This window comes from Myxococcus sp. MH1 (assembly GCF_059738865.1).
Genome location: NZ_AP026947.1, coordinates 4,146,091 through 4,161,262, shown reverse-complemented (window position 1 = coordinate 4,161,262; position 15,172 = coordinate 4,146,091). Strand labels below are relative to the sequence as shown.

At 70.7% G+C, this 15,172-nt stretch carries 17 protein-coding genes; 5 read left to right on the top strand and 12 right to left on the bottom strand.

What is annotated here, in order from left to right:
* The 3 genes from AC6JA9_RS16685 to AC6JA9_RS16675 all read left to right on the top strand — a co-directional run bounded on the left by AC6JA9_RS16685 (window position 1) and on the right by AC6JA9_RS16675 (window position 2,849).
* Window positions 1-1,425, top strand: coding sequence for a complex I subunit 1/NuoH family protein (locus AC6JA9_RS16685; protein WP_223746823.1), 1,425 nt, complete (start codon window positions 1-3; stop codon window positions 1,423-1,425).
* A gap of 29 nt (window positions 1,426-1,454) precedes the next feature.
* Window positions 1,455-2,231 carry a NuoI/complex I 23 kDa subunit family protein gene (locus AC6JA9_RS16680; RefSeq protein ID WP_223746822.1) on the top strand — a complete coding sequence of 259 codons (777 nt, stop codon included), beginning with the start codon at window positions 1,455-1,457 and terminating at the stop codon, window positions 2,229-2,231.
* Window positions 2,232-2,480: 249 nt separating this feature from the next.
* A complete protein-coding gene (locus AC6JA9_RS16675; protein WP_223746821.1) occupies window positions 2,481-2,849 on the top strand; it encodes a (2Fe-2S) ferredoxin domain-containing protein in 369 nt (122 codons plus the stop codon).
* 15 nt (window positions 2,850-2,864) lie between these two features.
* On the opposite strand, the gene AC6JA9_RS16670 is transcribed toward AC6JA9_RS16675, so the two are convergent.
* On the bottom strand, window positions 2,865-5,402 hold the full coding sequence (locus tag AC6JA9_RS16670) for an adenylate/guanylate cyclase domain-containing protein (RefSeq protein ID WP_223746919.1): 2,538 nt from the start codon (window positions 5,400-5,402) through the stop codon (window positions 2,865-2,867).
* Window positions 5,403-5,569: 167 nt separating this feature from the next.
* Here AC6JA9_RS16670 and AC6JA9_RS16665 point away from each other — a divergent pair, with 167 nt between their 5' ends.
* Window positions 5,570-6,439 carry a hypothetical protein gene (locus AC6JA9_RS16665; RefSeq protein WP_223746820.1) on the top strand — a complete coding sequence of 290 codons (870 nt, stop codon included), beginning with the start codon at window positions 5,570-5,572 and terminating at the stop codon, window positions 6,437-6,439.
* 7 nt (window positions 6,440-6,446) lie between these two features.
* On the opposite strand, the gene AC6JA9_RS16660 is transcribed toward AC6JA9_RS16665, so the two are convergent.
* The 8 genes from AC6JA9_RS16660 to AC6JA9_RS16625 all read right to left on the bottom strand — a co-directional run bounded on the left by AC6JA9_RS16660 (window position 6,447) and on the right by AC6JA9_RS16625 (window position 10,714).
* Window positions 6,447-7,340 (bottom strand): hypothetical protein, encoded by an 894-nt coding sequence (locus AC6JA9_RS16660; protein WP_141326256.1) that lies wholly within the window; start codon window positions 7,338-7,340, stop codon window positions 6,447-6,449.
* 147 nt (window positions 7,341-7,487) lie between these two features.
* Window positions 7,488-7,781, bottom strand: a complete 294-nt coding sequence (locus tag AC6JA9_RS16655) for a YtxH domain-containing protein (protein WP_223746819.1) — start codon at window positions 7,779-7,781, stop codon at window positions 7,488-7,490.
* 45 nt (window positions 7,782-7,826) lie between these two features.
* On the bottom strand, window positions 7,827-8,279 hold the full coding sequence (locus AC6JA9_RS16650; RefSeq protein WP_223746818.1) for a hypothetical protein: 453 nt from the start codon (window positions 8,277-8,279) through the stop codon (window positions 7,827-7,829).
* 35 nt (window positions 8,280-8,314) lie between these two features.
* On the bottom strand, window positions 8,315-8,515 hold the full coding sequence (locus tag AC6JA9_RS16645; protein ID WP_046712964.1) for a hypothetical protein: 201 nt from the start codon (window positions 8,513-8,515) through the stop codon (window positions 8,315-8,317).
* A gap of 62 nt (window positions 8,516-8,577) precedes the next feature.
* On the bottom strand, window positions 8,578-8,799 hold the full coding sequence (locus AC6JA9_RS16640) for a DUF3618 domain-containing protein (protein WP_046712963.1): 222 nt from the start codon (window positions 8,797-8,799) through the stop codon (window positions 8,578-8,580).
* Window positions 8,789-9,250 carry a phage holin family protein gene (locus tag AC6JA9_RS16635; RefSeq protein WP_223746816.1) on the bottom strand — a complete coding sequence of 154 codons (462 nt, stop codon included), beginning with the start codon at window positions 9,248-9,250 and terminating at the stop codon, window positions 8,789-8,791. The genes AC6JA9_RS16640 and AC6JA9_RS16635 overlap by 11 nt, the downstream gene beginning before the upstream one ends.
* Before the next feature lie 140 nt (window positions 9,251-9,390).
* Window positions 9,391-10,158: an endonuclease/exonuclease/phosphatase family protein gene (locus AC6JA9_RS16630; RefSeq protein WP_223746815.1), complete on the bottom strand. Its 768-nt coding sequence runs from the start codon at window positions 10,156-10,158 to the stop codon at window positions 9,391-9,393.
* A gap of 10 nt (window positions 10,159-10,168) precedes the next feature.
* Window positions 10,169-10,714, bottom strand: coding sequence for a hypothetical protein (locus tag AC6JA9_RS16625; RefSeq protein WP_141326261.1), 546 nt, complete (start codon window positions 10,712-10,714; stop codon window positions 10,169-10,171).
* Between the two features lie 306 nt (window positions 10,715-11,020).
* Here AC6JA9_RS16625 and AC6JA9_RS16620 point away from each other — a divergent pair, with 306 nt between their 5' ends.
* A complete protein-coding gene (locus AC6JA9_RS16620) occupies window positions 11,021-12,010 on the top strand; it encodes a M23 family metallopeptidase (RefSeq protein ID WP_497960105.1) in 990 nt (329 codons plus the stop codon).
* Between the two features lie 10 nt (window positions 12,011-12,020).
* Here the strand turns inward: AC6JA9_RS16620 and AC6JA9_RS16615 are convergent, their stop codons facing one another.
* The 3 genes from AC6JA9_RS16615 to AC6JA9_RS16605 form a co-directional block, all read right to left on the bottom strand.
* Window positions 12,021-12,815 (bottom strand): enoyl-CoA hydratase/isomerase family protein, encoded by a 795-nt coding sequence (locus AC6JA9_RS16615; protein ID WP_141329842.1) that lies wholly within the window; start codon window positions 12,813-12,815, stop codon window positions 12,021-12,023.
* Complete coding sequence (locus AC6JA9_RS16610) at window positions 12,752-13,465, bottom strand: TetR/AcrR family transcriptional regulator (protein ID WP_223746813.1); 714 nt, start codon at window positions 13,463-13,465, stop codon at window positions 12,752-12,754. The genes AC6JA9_RS16615 and AC6JA9_RS16610 overlap by 64 nt, the downstream gene beginning before the upstream one ends.
* A 107-nt stretch (window positions 13,466-13,572) precedes the next feature.
* A complete protein-coding gene (locus AC6JA9_RS16605) occupies window positions 13,573-15,024 on the bottom strand; it encodes a hypothetical protein (RefSeq protein WP_228557133.1) in 1,452 nt (483 codons plus the stop codon).
* Window positions 15,025-15,172: the final 148 nt, after the last annotated feature.

The following is a 15,172-nucleotide window of genomic DNA, read 5'->3' as shown; positions in this document are numbered from 1 at the left end:
ATGAAGCGCGTTCTGACTGTCCTCTTCGCGATGGGCTTCATCGTCGCGACGCTCGCGGGAGTCTCGGCGGCGGCCTATGCGGTCGGAGGCCTGGCCGAGAAGTATTGGTTCGCGGGCGCCAGCCGCCTGTCGAACATCCTGTTCCTGATGCTCGTCTTCGTGATGATCATCGCGACGCTGCTCACCATCGCCGAGCGCAAGTGGAGCGCGCTCATGCAGGACCGCGTGGGCCCCAACCGCGCGCGCATCAACCTGCCCGGCATCCGCAACCGCTCCCTGGCCGGTCTCCCGCACATCCTCACGGACGTGCTGAAGATGCTGACCAAGGAGGACTTCATCCCGGGCACGGCGAACACGTTCATGTTCAAGCTGGGCCCCATCCTCGCGTTCGCGCCGGTGTTCGCGCTGTTCGCGGTGGTGCCCGCCGGCCCCTCCGTCAATGTGTTCGGCCACAACGTGGACATGGTGGTGGCGACGCCGGACTTCGGCGTGCTGTACCTGCTGGCCATCGCGTCGCTGGCCGTCTACGGCACGGCGCTCGCCGGCTGGGCCTCCAACAACAAGTTCGCGCTCTTGGGCGGCGTCCGCGCCTCCTCCCAGATGATCTCCTACGAGGTCGCGCTGGGCCTGTCGCTGGTCGGCCTGTTCATGGCGTTCTCCTCGCTGCAGCTGCCGACGCTGGTCGGCACGCTGGGGCTGGACGGCGCGCAGGCCACGGGCCAGGCGCAGTACCTGTGGCGCACCGAGGGCGGGTTCGACCTGGGCATCCCGGCGTGGGGCTTCCTCTTGCAGCCCATCGGGTTCATCGGCTTCTTCGCCGCGTCCTTCGCGGAGACCAAGCGCGCCCCGTTCGACGTGCCGGAAGGCGAGTCGGAGATCATCGGCTACTTCGTGGAGTACTCCGGCATGAAGTTCGGCCTGTTCATGATCTCCGAGTTCGTGGAGGTCGTGGTGCTGGCCGGCGTGACGACGGCGCTGTTCTTCGGCGGCCACCACCTGCCCTTCGGCAACGAGTGGCTGGCGAGCCAGCCGCTGATGCAGGAGCACGGGTGGCTGTACGGCACCATCCTGGGCACGGTGTTCTGGGTGAAGGTGGTCTTCCTCATCTGGATCCAGCTGGTCATCCGCTGGACGTTCCCCCGCTTCCGCTACGACCAGATCCAGACGCTGGGCTGGAAGATCCTCCTGCCGCTGGCGCTGGCCAACGTGTTCATCACGGGCGCGCTGGTGCTGTGGGATCCGTCCCTGCGGGCGCTGGCCATCTTCGGCATGCTGGAGATTGGCGTGTTCGTGGTGCTGACGATGACGAAGAAGGCAGACGCGGCGGAGGGTGGTGCGCACGGAGCGCACGGCGCCCACGGCCATGACCACGGGCACGACGCGCATGGGCTGCCGTCCCACGCCAGCGCGGCGTCCTCGCACTAGCTCCCGGCCCGACCAAGGTAGACACCATCATGGCCATCAAGGTTACGAAGGTCACCCAGGACCCCCGGACGGACATCCGCGAGCGGATGTACATCCCGGGGCTGCTGCACGGGTTGGCCATCACCACGAAGCACTTCTTCCGCAACCTCTTCGGCACGCGTGACACGAACACGCAGGTGCAGGACCGCACGGGCACCAGCCTGATGACGACGGTCGAGTACCCCGAGGAGAAGCCCATCTACCCGGAGGGCTACCGCGGTCTGCACCGGCTGGTTCCGCGCGAGGACGGCAAGCCGCGCTGCGTGGCCTGCTACATGTGCGCGACCATCTGCCCGGCGCAGTGCATCTACATCGAGGCGGGCGAGTACGAGGAGTCGGACGCGGACGGCGAGTCGCGCGTCATCGAGAAGTACCCGACCCAGTTCGTCATCGACGAGCTGCGCTGCATCGTGTGTGGCCTGTGCGTGGACGCGTGCCCGAAGGACGCCATCCGCATGGACACGTACATGCACACGCCCTCCGAGTACACGCGGCAGAACTTCGTCTACGACATCCCGAAGCTCTTGAAGGGCCCGGCGGTGTCGCACCCCTCGGACCCGTGGAACAAGCGCGACGGCTCCGAGGAGCCGCACCACGTGCACAAGGAGGCCCACACGCGCATCGGCGAGGGCCTGGTGCAGCTCAAGACGCCGCACCACCTGGGCGCGCATGACCACCACGCGCCGCACGGCAAGGGCGCGGTGGCGCACGGGCAGACGGTGGTGACGCAGCAGGGTCCCATCCAGGTGACGAAGTTCCTGAAGTAGATCCATCCAGACGTCCCGCGCGTAGGGACTGGTAGCAAGCACGGCCCGCCTCCCGCTCCTCGAGCGGCAGGCGGGCCGGTGTCATTTCGGGGCGCGGGTGATGACGTTGCAGCTCTTCAGTGGACCTGGCGTCTGGCGTCCGGGCGGCCGTCCCGTGGGGCGGCGTGGAGTGCGTTCAGGCGCACAGAGGCGGGGGCTGGTGGCTATCGCCCGACGTGGGGCCTGCGTAGGGTGGGTGCTGTCTTGGCGATGAAGCGCTACCGCTTGTCGGTGTGCAAGGGGTCGACCTGCAAGGCCGGCGGCGCGGATGACGTGTACGCGACGGCCCGCGCGGAGCTGGGCGCCCAGGGACTGGTGCCACGCTGCGAGCTGTACCGGGGCGGCTGCTACGGCTTCTGCCACATGGGGCCCAACGTGGTGGTCCGCGAGGACACCGGCCGACGCAGGGACCCGCTGTCTCCCGAGGACTACCAGCTCATGGGGTGGGACGGAGAGGTGTACTACTCCGAGATGACGCCCGAGAAGATGCGCCGCGTGGTGAGCGAGCACATCGCGAAGGACGCGCCCGTCGTGGAGCTGTTCGGGCAACCGGACACGCCGGCGCCAGACGACGGCTGAGCGGCCCGCGCGGGCTCAGGCGGCGATGGCCGGCGCGTCCCCTTCCTCCAGGCCGTGCACGCCGTCCCACTCCGCGGGCGGCGGCGTGACGAGGAAGCGCGCGCAGCGGGCCGCGTACACGGCGGAGACGGAGTCCTTGAAGTCGGTGGCGGAGCGCTCGAACAGCGCATGCGCCTCCGGGAAGCGGCGCTGGTGGTACGCCGTCAGCGCGCGCTCGTAGACGGCGAGCTGCTCCTGCTGGGGCGTGGTGATTTCACCCTTGCGCCCCACCAGCTCGTGCACGCGCAGCGGCTCCGCGCGGCCCTTGAGGCGCACCCGGTCCACCACGCGGAACACGTAGTTGTCCCCCGCGAGCGTCACCGTGCCGTCGCCCACGAGCACGTAGGTGCCGTACACCTTGTTGAGCGACTCCAGCCGCGCGGCCAGGCCCACCGCGTCACCCAGCACGGTGTAGTTGGACTTCAGCTCGCTGCCCATGTCGCCCACCACGACTTCGCCCGTGTCCACGCCGGCGCGGAAGCTCAGGCGGCGCCCGTACTTCTTCTCCCAGGCGTCCTGCCGCGCCGCGAGCACCTCGCGCATCTTGAGCGCGGCCTCACAGGCCAGGTGCGCATGGCGCTCGGTGCGCACCGGCGCGCCCCAGAACGCCATCACCGAGTCGCCGATGTACTTGTCCATCTGCCCCGCCGTGGAGCGCACCACCGCCGCCATCTCCAGCAGGTACTCGTTGAAGAGCCCCACCAGCTGCTCGGGCGTCATGCCCTCCGACAGCCGCGTGAAGCCCTCGATGTCGCAGATGTACACCGACATCCGCCGGCGCTCCGGGCGCATCAGGCTCAGGTCACGCGTCACCAGCCGCGCCACCTCCGGGCTCACGTACCGGCCGAGCGCCGCCTGCACGAAGTCGCGGATCTGCTGCTCGTTGCGGAAGGCGTAGACGGTGGTGACGGCGAACGCGCCCACCATGGCCAGCAGCGGCCCCGCCATGGCCACCCACAGCCGCTGCTCGATGAACACGTAGCAGGCCGCCGCCGTGTAGCCCGCCCCCGCGAGCCCCAGTCCGCTCACGTAGAGCAACGCGCCCCGCAGCGAGCGCAGCAGGAAGCTCAGCGACAGCGCGAGGAAGGCCCCCAGGAAGGCCAGCCCCATGGTGAGCGCCAGGTCGTGGTCCGCCGGGGCGCGGGAGATGCCCTCGGAGCGCAGGATGTTCGCCAGCGCCTGTCCCAGGATGGCGCCGCCCGGCGTCTCCGGACCGATGGGCGTGGCCCGCATGTGCCCGGACTCGCCCGCCGTCCGCGTGAGGACGACGGTGCGCCCCTCCAAATCGTTGTCGAACCGCGCGGGGCGCTCGTCCGCGACGTCGAACACGTTGAGCAGCACGTTCCACGCGCGGATGGAGCGGGACAACGAGCCGCGTGAGCCCCGCCCCGCCGTCGGCGCATCCCAGCGCATCAGGCTGAAACCCGAGTCATCCATGGGCACCGAGTACTCGTCCCCCACGTGCAGCCGCCCGTTCGCGTAGCGGAGCGTGCGCGTGTTGGCCAGGCGCATCGCGGCGGCGAGCGGCAGCGATGGCAGCACGTGGCGACCATCCCTCGCCGTGTAGACCACCAGGTGCGGGATGCCGCGCACCACTCCATCCGGGTCCGCCGTCAGCGTGACGGCGCCGTACCCCGCACCTCCACCCAACAGTGGCGCCACCGGGTGCTGGAGCTGGCGCACCTCCAGGAGCTTCGACGTGTCCAGCCCGTCGACCTGGACCTCCGCCAACGAGACGAACAGGTCCGTGGGTCCCACGCGGAACGTGTCGTCCGACGCGCGCCGCTCGGCGATGACGGCCCCGGGAGCGCCCAGCCGCGAGCCCAGCGACTTCGCGTCCGCCTCGTCCGTGGCGCCGCCCCAGACCTCCACCTGGTTGCCCGCGGGGATGACGAAGGCGGGCCGCTGCACCGCGAGCACCGTCTGCGTCCGCTCGCGGGCCTCACTGATGCCGGGGAACGTGCCCACCTTCACCCGGTACGGCCACAGGCGGCTGGCCGGCGGCAGCACGCGCGCGCCCTGGCTCTCCCAGGAGAACGACAGCAGCGCCTTGCCCGGGTCGCGCTCGAGGAACTCGCGGAAGGACGCGTCATCGCTCGACGTGGCGCCGAGCGACAGCTTCGGGTTGACGCAGGCGTTGGGACTCAGCTCCGGGAAGGGCAGGTCCAACAGCACCAGCAGGGCCCCCTCCTCCACCAGCCGGTGGGCCATGGCGCCGACGAGCTGCCGGGGCCAGGGCTGCGTGGCGACCCCGGGGCGGTCGTCCTGACGGGCCTCGGCGAGCGTCTCGTCGTCGATGGCCACCACCACGGCCTCGTCCGGCCGCTCCGAGCGCGCGCCGAGCTCCAGCACGCGCCAGTCGTAGGTGCGGCGCTCCAGCCCCTCCAGCCAGCCCTGCGCCGCCTCCACCGCGCCCGAGGGAACCCACGTGGGCGAGTCCTCGCGCGGCGCCGCCGGCTGGGGCGCCCGCAGGTACACGAGGATGCCCAGCACGCAGCCGAAGAAGACGGCCATCGCCAGTGAGAAGCCGAGCCGCTTGAAGAAACGCCAGCTCGCGAAGTGTACGCGGTGTGCTTGCACGGGTGCGCGGGAGGATACCCCGAGATTCCCCAGCGCGCGGGGTCTGTCACGAGCCCCTGCTATGCTCGCCGCCCCCGTCACACACCCCAGGAAGACTCCTGATGAAACGCATCCTCATGTCCGCCGCCGTCACCGCCCTCTTCCTCGCTCCCCTGGCGTGCGACCTGGAGAAGACGGGGGCCCAGCTCACCGCCGAGCACGTCATGGTGGGCACCCTGCTGGCCACGCCCGAGGTGGAGGTCTCGGCCCTGGCGCTCGCCGGCGTCGACGGAGGGGTCTTCGTCCCGGATGGGGGCGACAACATCGTGATTCCGGCCCAGACGGCCGCGCTCGTGTTCTTCGGCACGCGCTCCGGAGAGAACTCGCAGCCCTCGGGCGTGACGGGCGCCACCGCGACGCTCCAGCCCCAGGGTGGGCAGGCGACGGTGCTGAACGAGGACGGCTCGGGCAGCTACAGCCGCACCAACGTGGGCGGGAGTGACTCGGGGCTGACGTACGCCTCCGGCGCCACCTACCAGTTCATCGCCGCGCGCAACGGCACGCGCTACGTGGGCCAGGTGGACGACGCGCCCGTGCAGGAGGCCATCACCCGGTTCCATCCGCCCGAGGGCTTCGTGCGCCACACGTCCGGCACGGCGCTCAGCTTCGAGCGCGCCGCCGTCTCGGGCGGCAAGGAGCGCACGCTGGGCTTCGTCACCGTGGTGCCCCTGGGCTCGGACGGCTCCAAGGGCGAGCCCACGTACTCCAACGTGCCCACCACGCCAGTGGAGTTCCTCCAGCTGGTCGCGGTGCCGGGCTCGTACCGCGAGGCCCAGGTGACGATCCCGGGCTCGGCCTTCCCGCAGTCCAACAAGACGTACCTGGTCATCTTCCAGGCCGTGCGCCTGGGCGGCGCCGAGTCCGACAACCTGTTCATCGGCAGCGCCCTGCTCGCGGGCACCGCCGACGTGGGCGTAGTCCGGACGAACTGAACGCGCTTCAGCCCGCTTCGATGTCCAGCTCGATGCGCCCCGACAGCTTGAGGCGCAGCAGGTGGCCGGCGAAGCGCTCCGACTCCTCTCGCGAGAGCACGTTGCGGAAGCTCGCGCCGTCCGCCACCTCGACCTCCAGCACCGCGCCCCGCTGGAGGAGCCGGAAGAAGTCCTCGTCGCCACCGGGTCGGGGGATGGACAGCGGCAGCATCCCCTTGAGCGGGAGGACCTCCTCGCCCGCGCGGACCCGTGACACCAGGGCCGCCGCGTCGGGCCGCACGTCGCCCGGGGCCACGCCCTCCTCGGGATAGAGCGGCGCGGGCGGCAGCGCCACGTCCTCCGTCGAGTCGTCGAGCAGGAAGCCGTACCGCGACGGAATCCGGCCGGTGAAGAGCATGCACAGCAGCACGGGTGTGTCGCCGGACACGCGCTCCAGGTGGAGGATGGAGCGCTCCGCGCCCACGCGACGCAGGAGCAACGTCAGCCGCGGGCGATGGACCGACAGGTGACGCAAGGCCCGGTCCTTCAGCGTCGCGCGGATCTCCGCGAAGGCGGACGCATAGCCCGCCTCCGTCTCTGCCTCGCGTGCGGACAGGGCCTCGCGCGTCCTCGCGAGCTTCTCCTCCGCGTCGCGCAGGAAGTCCCCCGCGGACGCGGGCGCGAGTCCCGGCTCCGACGAGGCCGAGGGTTCGAGCCCCGCGGCGCGCACCGCGCCCAGGAGGAACGAGCCTTGTTGCGTCAGCCGCTCGCGCTCCTCGCGGAACCGCGCGATGGACGCGGCGTGCTCCAGCTTCAGCTCCAACCACGCTTCGTATCCGGACTCGAGCGTCTCCAACGCGCGCAGCCGCGCCAGCGCCGCCTCCGGTCCCACCGCCCCGTCACCCTTTGCCAGGTCACTCACGAGGGAGGAGTCTACACCCGCTTCACGCCCGCCCCGCCGTCGCTCGGCCGCCACCCCGAGACGACGAAGGCCCCCACCCGCCTTCGCGGATGAGGGCCCTCTCGTCGAGCACACCGTCCACGTGGCGCGAAGCCACGGGACACGGGCTCACGCCGTGCGAGACACGGACGACTGCGTGCCCTGCGCCGGAGCGCTCTCGCCGCGGTTCAGCTGGTTGGTCAGGTACTCCTGGCCGGTCTGCAGCTTCTGGCGCAGGTCGTCCCGAAGCTGGGTGCCCGGCTTGGGGGCCAGCAGCAGCCCCAGGCCCGCGCCCACCAGCAGGCCGGCCGCGAAGGCGCCGATCACCGGCAGCACGTCCTCCGCCGCGCTGCGACGGCTCTCCAGGCCGATGAGGTTGAGCAGGTCGTCCTTGTCCATCTTCTTCAGGGCGTTCAGGTTCATGCGCGACTCCAATGGAAGGTGAAACGGCGGGGAACGAAGACAACCCTAGTAGGACGGAGGACGGGGCGTGCCCGCAACCGACGCATCCGCGGACGCAGCGCCGGGCTCCCGCGACACGGCGGAGTTCACCGCGCCGCGACCCGCCTGGTAGCCCTGGAACGCCGTCTCGGCCATGCCCAAGAGCTCGTCCTTCACGAAGGGCAGCGCCGCCAGCCGCACGCCCAACCGGAGCATGCGCGCCGTCAGCGGCGTGAACAGACCCCCGCCCAGCACGTAGCCCACGCCCAGCGCGGCGGCGATCATCCCGTACGGGTTGCGCTCCACGCGCCCGCGCAGGTCCAGCGACTGGCCCAGGTCATCGACAGCGCCCCTGGCATCACTCCAGAGCTGCTGCGCCTCCGAGCCAATCTGGTCCACCCGCTGGCCGAACCCCGCGTCCGTGCCCGAGGGCCGCGACGAAGGGTTGCCATTGCCTGAAGCCCCTGGATAGTTCGTCATGAGTGTCCTCTCTCGTCTGCCGTCCCAGGACGGCTTCAGCGGCGGGAAGCGATGCGGCCGACCAGGAAGCCCACGGCCACCGCGCCCAACAGACACGTGCCGGGGTTGGCGCGGATGAAGCTCACCACGCGGTGGTTCATGTCCACCAGGTTCTGCCGGGCCTCGTCGAGCTGCGGCAACACCTGGTCCTGGAGCTGCCGGGCCCGGTCGGCCACCTGCTGCGGATTCATGTCCATGAACGTGCTCTCCTCGATTCGAAAAGTGGAACTGCGAAAGTCCGGGGGGCCCACGCGCGCCTTCAGCGACGCGAGCCCAGCAGCATCCCCACCGCGAACGCCGCCCCCACGCACGCGTAGGGATGACGGCGCACCCACTCGCGCCAGTCGGCGGCGACCGCCACCTCCTCGCGCAGCGCGCTCACCGACGTGGCCAGCTCCGCGCGCGTCCGCTCGATGTCCTGACGGAGCATCGCGCTCGTGCGAGGCCCCATCGGCTTGGGATGTCCATTGCTAGCGCCCATGCGGGGGCTCCTTGAAGAGTTGACCGTCCCCGCCCTGGAGCGCGTTGCCCAGGGCCACGGGGGCCGGCGCGGTGAGCGCCGCCATGCTGCGCGACAGCTCGTCCGTGGTGTCGTCCATCATCCGTCGTGTCTTCAGCTTGTGCAGCGCCCAGGCCACGCCGCCACCACCCGCCACCAGGTTGAGCAGCGCCACCACGCCGAACGCTCCCGCCCACCCCAGCCAGGGGACCAGCACCGCCGCGAGCGCCGCGCACGCGAAGGCATAGCCCACCAGGATGAAGGGCACGAAGGCGGCGATCATCGCCACGTTCATGCTCGCGGACTTCAGGTCCTCCTCGAGCTCCAGGCGCGCCAGCTGCAGGTGCTGGGTCACCAGCCGACTGAAGCTGTCCGCCATGCGGCCGACGAGCGCGGTGAGCCCACGCTCCGTCTGTTCGCTCCCCACGTGCATTCACTCTCCGGCCGGCGCTCGCGTCCTCACAGAAGTGGCGCCAACCTAGGCACCCCTGCCCTTTGGGACAACCTCCCCGAGGCGTTTCTGTCCGGCGTTCACAAGCGTCAGCCACTCAACGTGACGCCGGCTCCCGCACGCTAACCGATGAGCTGCACCGGATGAGAGTCGGACGTGCGCGTCGAGAGAATGGGCGCCTGGAAGCGCAAGACGAGGGGAAGGTGGTCCGAGGCCACCCGGCTGAGTTCGGTGCGGTGCGGAAAGATCCGAAGCGGCCGGACGCCCGCGTCCACGTAGATGCGGTCCAGCCTCAGCATGGGCCACCGCGTGGGATAGGTGCGCGCGGGCGTGCCCAGCTCCAGCGCGGCGTCGTGGATGGCCTTGCGCACCAGCGAGGGCACCGCGCCGTTGCCCCAGTAGTTGAAGTCCCCGCACACCACGGCCGGGTCCTTGCGCACGGCGTCCCTCAGGATGTCCGAGCCGAGCAGCAGCGCCTCCTGCCGTCGCCGCTCCGACACCCGCAGGCCCAGATGGAGCGAGAACACGTGGAGCTGCTGACCCGCGCCGATGTCCAGGTCGCACCGCAGCGCGCCCCGGGGCTCGCGCCGCCTCACGCTCAAGTCGTAGTTCTTCGAGTGGAGGATGGGCAGCCGGGTGAGGATGGCGTTGCCGTAGCGGCGGCCGTTGCGCACGACGTTGGGGCCGAAGGCCATGTGCATGCCGAGCATGTCCGCCAGGTGCTCGGGCTGGTCATCGCGCGAGGTGCGGCCGCGGAAGTCGCCCACCTCCTGCAGGGCGACGATGTCCGCGCCCACCTCGCGCAGCACCTCACCCACGCGGCCCAGGTCGAACCGGCCGTCCGTCCCGATGCCGCTGTGGATGTTGTACGAGACGAGCGTCAGCTCCACGCGCGCGGGCTCAGCCGTGGAGGGGATTGAGGCGCCGCGCCGCCAGCCGCACCACCTCCAGCGGCAGCGCCGCCAGCCGGGCCACGGCCTTCGCCGCGTCCCCCAGTCCGCCCTTGAGCGTCTGGAGCTGCCGGCCCGCCTCGTCGAGCAGGTCCGGGAGCCGGCCACGAGGAGGCTGCTCGCGCGTGGGCGGCAGCGCGCCGATGGGCGTGGTGCTCCGGATGACGGGCTCCTCCGCCGCCTTGCGCTGCTGCGCCTTCTCACGCGAGGCGCGCTTCGTCGCGCGCTGCGCGGGCGCCGAGGTGCCGTGGGAGAACTTCCCGTCCGGCTCCAGGCGGGCCAGCTCCTGGAGCTGCGCCTCCATCTGTCGGGCGTTGTAGAGGTCCTCCGTCTCCGCGAAGGACTTGCCGTAGTGCACTCCCTCGCGCGCCGCCAGTTCCTCTGGCTGCGCACGGGACTGCGCCAGGTGCGCCTTGTCCCGTCGACGCAGGCTGCGGCTCTGCTTCGGCAGCGTCTTCGGAACCTGGAAATGGTCGAAGCTATAGGGACGAGGCATCCGCGAATCTCCGAAAAGTAATTGGGTCCGAGCAGAAGCTAGGAAGCCTGGAGGCGCGCCGGTACGGCTTGACGCCACGACGTGCAGCCGGCTGCCTGCCCTCCAGCCCGTCGGGCCGCGATTCCGCGCCCCTGCGTCGCTCAAGTGCCGACAAATCCAGGCGCGTCCCGCTGGCCCGGTGAGCAGCCGACGAGGCAGTGTTCAGCAGGCGACCCGCCGGGCGCTCCCGGGCAGAGAAGCAGGCATCCGACGCGCGGATTTCTCACCCTGGGAAGAGTCCGGCCATCCGTGGTGTAAAGAACGCCCATGGCTCCGCACCCCGCCCGCTGGTTTCATTCCGCGCCATCCCACCTGCTGCTCGTGCTGCTCGCCCTCGGTGCGAAGGCCCAGGCCTCCGAGCCGACGCCCACGTCCGCGGCCCTCTCCTCCTCCGCGTCGACGACGGCCCAGGTCCAGCCGCTGCTGTCGCTCCAGCCCGGCTCGGCGCGTCCGGGAGACCCCGTCATCGTGACGGTGCGGGGCATGGCGGGGATGCCCACGGGCACGCTCGCGGGACGTCCGCTGCGCTTCTTCGCGTGGGGAGACGGCTTCCTCGCGGTGACGGGCCTGCCGGTGGAGCTGACGCCGGGCACCGCTCCCGTGCTCGTGGTGGGCCCCGGCTCGGCCGAGGGCGCGCCGCTGGAGCTCACGGGCACGCTGGACATCGTCGAGCCGGGCTACCCCTCGCGCGAGCTGAAGGTGTCGGGCAAGTACGTGGCGCCGCCTGCCTCCGTGAAGGCGCGCATGGCCGCGGACCGACGCGCCTTCGCCGCCGCCTTCTCGCAGCCGTTCAGCGCGCCCCACTTCGCCCAGAACTTCGCGTGGCCCCGGCAGGACCGCATCACCGCGCCCTTCGGCGACCGGCGCACGTTCAACGGCAAGCTGTCCAGCCAGCACTTCGGCGTGGACATCGACGGAGACCCGGGCGCGCCCGTGCTGGCCAGCAACGAGGGCACCGTGGTGATGGCGCGCGACAACTACTCCGCCGGCAAGACGGTGCTGGTGCACCACGGCGGAGACCTCTTCACCGCGTACTTCCACCTGTCGCGCATCCAGGTGAAGCAGGGCGACAAGCTCCAGCAGGGTCAGCAGCTGGGCCTGGTGGGCAGCACCGGCCGCGTCACCGGCCCCCACCTCCACTGGGGCGTGAAGGTGGACGGCATCTGGGTGGACGGCGAGTCGCTGCTGCGCCTGGACTTCTTCCCGCCCGCCCTCCCCGCCGTCGCCAGCGGGGAGACACGTCTGGGCACGCCCTGACGGCGCGCGGCTAGCGGTCGTTCCACTTCGGCGGGCGCTTCTCCAGGAAGGCGGAGACGCCCTCGCCCGCGTCGTCCGCGAGCACGTTGAGCGACAGCTGGGACGCGAGGAACTCCAGCGCGGCCGGCAGCGGCAGGTCCTCCGCGGTGAAGAAGGCCCGGCGCCCCAGCGCGAGCACCGCCTGGCTCTTGCCGGCGAGCTTCCCCGCCAGCGCCGCCACCGCCCCGTCCAGCTCCGCGGCGGGCACCACGCGGTTGACCAGCCCCAGCGCGAGCGCCTCGCGCGCGGGCAGCTTGTCCCCGGTCAGCACCAGCTCCAGCGCGCGCTTGCGGCCCACGTGACGCTGCAGGAGCGCCATCATCATCATCGGGAACAGGCCCACGTCGATCTCGGGCGTGCCGAAGTCCGCGCCCTCCACCGCCACGGCGAGGTCACACGCGAGCACCAGCCCCAGCCCGCCCGCCAGCGCGTGCCCGTTGACGCGCGCCACGGTGGGCTTGCGCGCCTCCTGGAACCGGGCCAGCAGCTTCCCGTAGGAGCGGCGGCCATCGTGCGTGGCGAGGAAGCCGCCGTCGCCGGCCATCTGCCCCAGATCCCCGCCCGCGCAGAAGACCTTCTCGCCCGCGCCGGTGAGCACCACCACGCGCACGGCGGGGTCCGCGTCCGCGCGGTCCAGCCCGTCCATCAGCGCCTTCACCACCGTGGGCGACAAGGCATTGCGCGCCCGGGGCCGGTCGATGGTCAGGTGCGCTTGGGGACCTTGGACTTCGTAGCGGACTTCTCCGACGACTTCTCCGGCTTCCATGCAGGGGACTCCGCGCCTGGCGACGCGTCGGCCAGGACGCCGTGAAGGAAGGTTTCGGCGATCTGCGCCTTCGCGCGCTCCAAAGCCTGGGTGTCGCGCGCGTCGGCCAGCCCCGTGACGAAGGCCGTCAGCCCCATCTCGATGGCGCCGAAGAGCAGCGCGGACGACAGCAGCGGGTCCGTGTCCGAGCGCAGCTCCCCCGCCTCCTTCGCCCGGGTGAACAGCTCCGAGGAGAGGCGGATGGCGTCCACGAAGGCCGTCTGCCGGTTGATGCGGGAGCCCGCGGGGCTGCGGGCAATCTCCAGGATGAGGACCTTCACCGCGCGCGGGTCCACCCGGTACGCCTCGAAGGCCACGTCCACCACGCCGCGCACCTTCTGCGCCAGCGCCCCCTCGCCCTCCACCACCGCGCGCACGCGCGTGACGAAGCCGCTCCAGCCCGTGTCGAACACGGTCTCCAGCAGCTCATCCTTGTTCTTGAAGTAGTGGTACACGAGGCCGTAGGCGACGCCGGCCTCCTTGGCCACGTCCGCGATGCGGCACCCGTGATAGCCCTTGCGGGCGAACACATCGATGGCCGCCCGCAGGATGGTCCGGCGGCGTTCGCTCTCGCGGTTGCCGTTGTCCGCCGCCGACTTGCTCTGGCCCACGACGTCCTCCACCGGCCGGTTGATTCTTCAATCAGCCGAGGTGGACCCTACGGACGTGGGCTCCCGGGGTCAATGGGTACTTCACCGGGAGCCCGCGTCCACCGCGTCTAGAGCACGGTGCCCGTCACGGTGGGGGCGACGACCTGGACCTTGTGGCCGTCGAGCTGGGCGGCCGTGTACGTGCAGACCGCGTCCGACTTCCAGGGGATGGGCTGGGGGAACGGCCCCGGCTGAGGCTCCTGGGAGACGTCGTGCTTGTCCTTGATGAGGTAGCGCACGACGGCGTACGACGGGTAGGTCAGCGGGATGGCGCCGGTGATGGCCGGCTCGATCTCAATCGGGCCCTCCGCGCCGGAGTTGCAGCCGTCACCCTGCGAGTTCTGGGCGATCATGTTGAACCACGGGTCCGCCACCAGGAACGTGGCGCTGGCCGAGCCGAAGTGGTCGATGGCGACGTTGGTGGCCGGAGGCGGCGGGGAGATCTGACGCACCGTGTCCGGACGGTCCAGCGAGTGCGGCACGCCGGTCCAGAGGATGCGCTCCTGCACCCAGATGAGCGTGCTGGTGTCGTGGACGCCGTTCTTGCCATCCCAGCGGCCGTTGCCGTTGGTGTCGACGAAGCGCTCGCCCGCGTCCCAGGTGCCGTTGTCGTTGTTGTCGACGAAGGGCTCGGTCAGGTCCACGAAGGCCTCGCCCGTGTCCCACTGGCCGTTGTTGTTGTCGTCGCTGAAGGCCTCCTCGCCGGAGGTGACGGCGATGAGCGAGACCAGGTTGTCGCGCGGGTTGTTGATCTTGTTGGGGCGGATGGGGTCGGCGCGCTGGGGCTCCGGCCGGTTCGACTGCGGCTGCGGCGGGGTGCCGTGCGCGGCCAGCGGGTTCTGCTCCCACAGGAAGGGCTGCATCCACAGCGGCGCCAGATACTCACCCGTGTGGGTGGCGTCGTTGGTGGGGTTCCAGGTGAACTCACCCGGGTCCACGTCCTGCGGCAGGGGCAGCGAGGTCTTGTAGAGCACCTGCGCGTTGCCCACGACGTCCGTGAGAGACGTGGCGGTGGGGCCGATGGTGCCGGCCTCCGTCAGGAAGGACACCTGGGCGCCCTCGATGCCGTCGCCGTTGCGATCACCCACGTGGGCGATGCAGTTCACCTTCACGCCGGCGATGAGCGAGCGGGCCTCGTCCCACGCGCCGATGGCGTGGTGCAGACCGGAGGCCTCACCGGACCACGAACCACACTGGAAGGTGAGCTGGCGGGAGCTCGAGTTGGTGCCGGCGAAGCTGATGACCGGAGAGATGACCGACTTGGCCTCCGCTCCCTCACCCGCCGAGGCGACCACCACCACGGAGGTGACACGGCCTCCCGTGGCCGTCACCTGCATGGACACGATGCCGTCCCCGGGGTTGGTCGTCCCCTCGGCCGGCGACAGTTGGACCCCCGGCACCTCCGACTGCAGTGAGAACCGCACCTGCGTGCCGGCCTGCGGCATGCCACGCGAGTCCACCGCCCGGAAACGCAGGGTGGTGATCTCACCCAGACGCGGCCTGGCCGGATTCTGATCCACGAATTCAAGCGTGGCGGGAGCTGGCGAGGAACACGCCAACAACACCATGCTCGTGAGGGCCATCCACGAGGCAAGACCCGGACGCATCAGCGAAGACTCCTTGGACGAAGAAGGAAGCACGCTGTGCGCACGCGGCGCACAGCGCATT

What these genes read in the sequence shown, in the direction of transcription:
- AC6JA9_RS16680 (WP_223746822.1), top strand. Translation starts at nt 1,455, where the DNA reads ATGGCCATCAAGGTTACGAAGGTCACCCAGGACCCCCGGACGGACATC.
- AC6JA9_RS16620 (WP_497960105.1), top strand. Translation starts at nt 11,021, where the DNA reads ATGGCTCCGCACCCCGCCCGCTGGTTTCATTCCGCGCCATCCCACCTG.
- AC6JA9_RS16615 (WP_141329842.1), bottom strand. Translation starts at nt 12,815, where the DNA reads ATGGAAGCCGGAGAAGTCGTCGGAGAAGTCCGCTACGAAGTCCAAGGT.
- AC6JA9_RS16645 (WP_046712964.1), bottom strand. Translation starts at nt 8,515, where the DNA reads ATGGACATGAATCCGCAGCAGGTGGCCGACCGGGCCCGGCAGCTCCAG.
- AC6JA9_RS16675 (WP_223746821.1), top strand. Translation starts at nt 2,481, where the DNA reads ATGAAGCGCTACCGCTTGTCGGTGTGCAAGGGGTCGACCTGCAAGGCC.
- AC6JA9_RS16640 (WP_046712963.1), bottom strand. Translation starts at nt 8,799, where the DNA reads ATGGGCGCTAGCAATGGACATCCCAAGCCGATGGGGCCTCGCACGAGC.
- AC6JA9_RS16650 (WP_223746818.1), bottom strand. Translation starts at nt 8,279, where the DNA reads ATGACGAACTATCCAGGGGCTTCAGGCAATGGCAACCCTTCGTCGCGG.
- AC6JA9_RS16625 (WP_141326261.1), bottom strand. Translation starts at nt 10,714, where the DNA reads ATGCCTCGTCCCTATAGCTTCGACCATTTCCAGGTTCCGAAGACGCTG.
- AC6JA9_RS16670 (WP_223746919.1), bottom strand. Translation starts at nt 5,402, where the DNA reads ATGGCCGTCTTCTTCGGCTGCGTGCTGGGCATCCTCGTGTACCTGCGG.
- AC6JA9_RS16635 (WP_223746816.1), bottom strand. Translation starts at nt 9,250, where the DNA reads ATGCACGTGGGGAGCGAACAGACGGAGCGTGGGCTCACCGCGCTCGTC.
- AC6JA9_RS16665 (WP_223746820.1), top strand. Translation starts at nt 5,570, where the DNA reads ATGAAACGCATCCTCATGTCCGCCGCCGTCACCGCCCTCTTCCTCGCT.
- AC6JA9_RS16655 (WP_223746819.1), bottom strand. Translation starts at nt 7,781, where the DNA reads ATGAACCTGAACGCCCTGAAGAAGATGGACAAGGACGACCTGCTCAAC.
- AC6JA9_RS16685 (WP_223746823.1), top strand. Translation starts at nt 1, where the DNA reads ATGAAGCGCGTTCTGACTGTCCTCTTCGCGATGGGCTTCATCGTCGCG.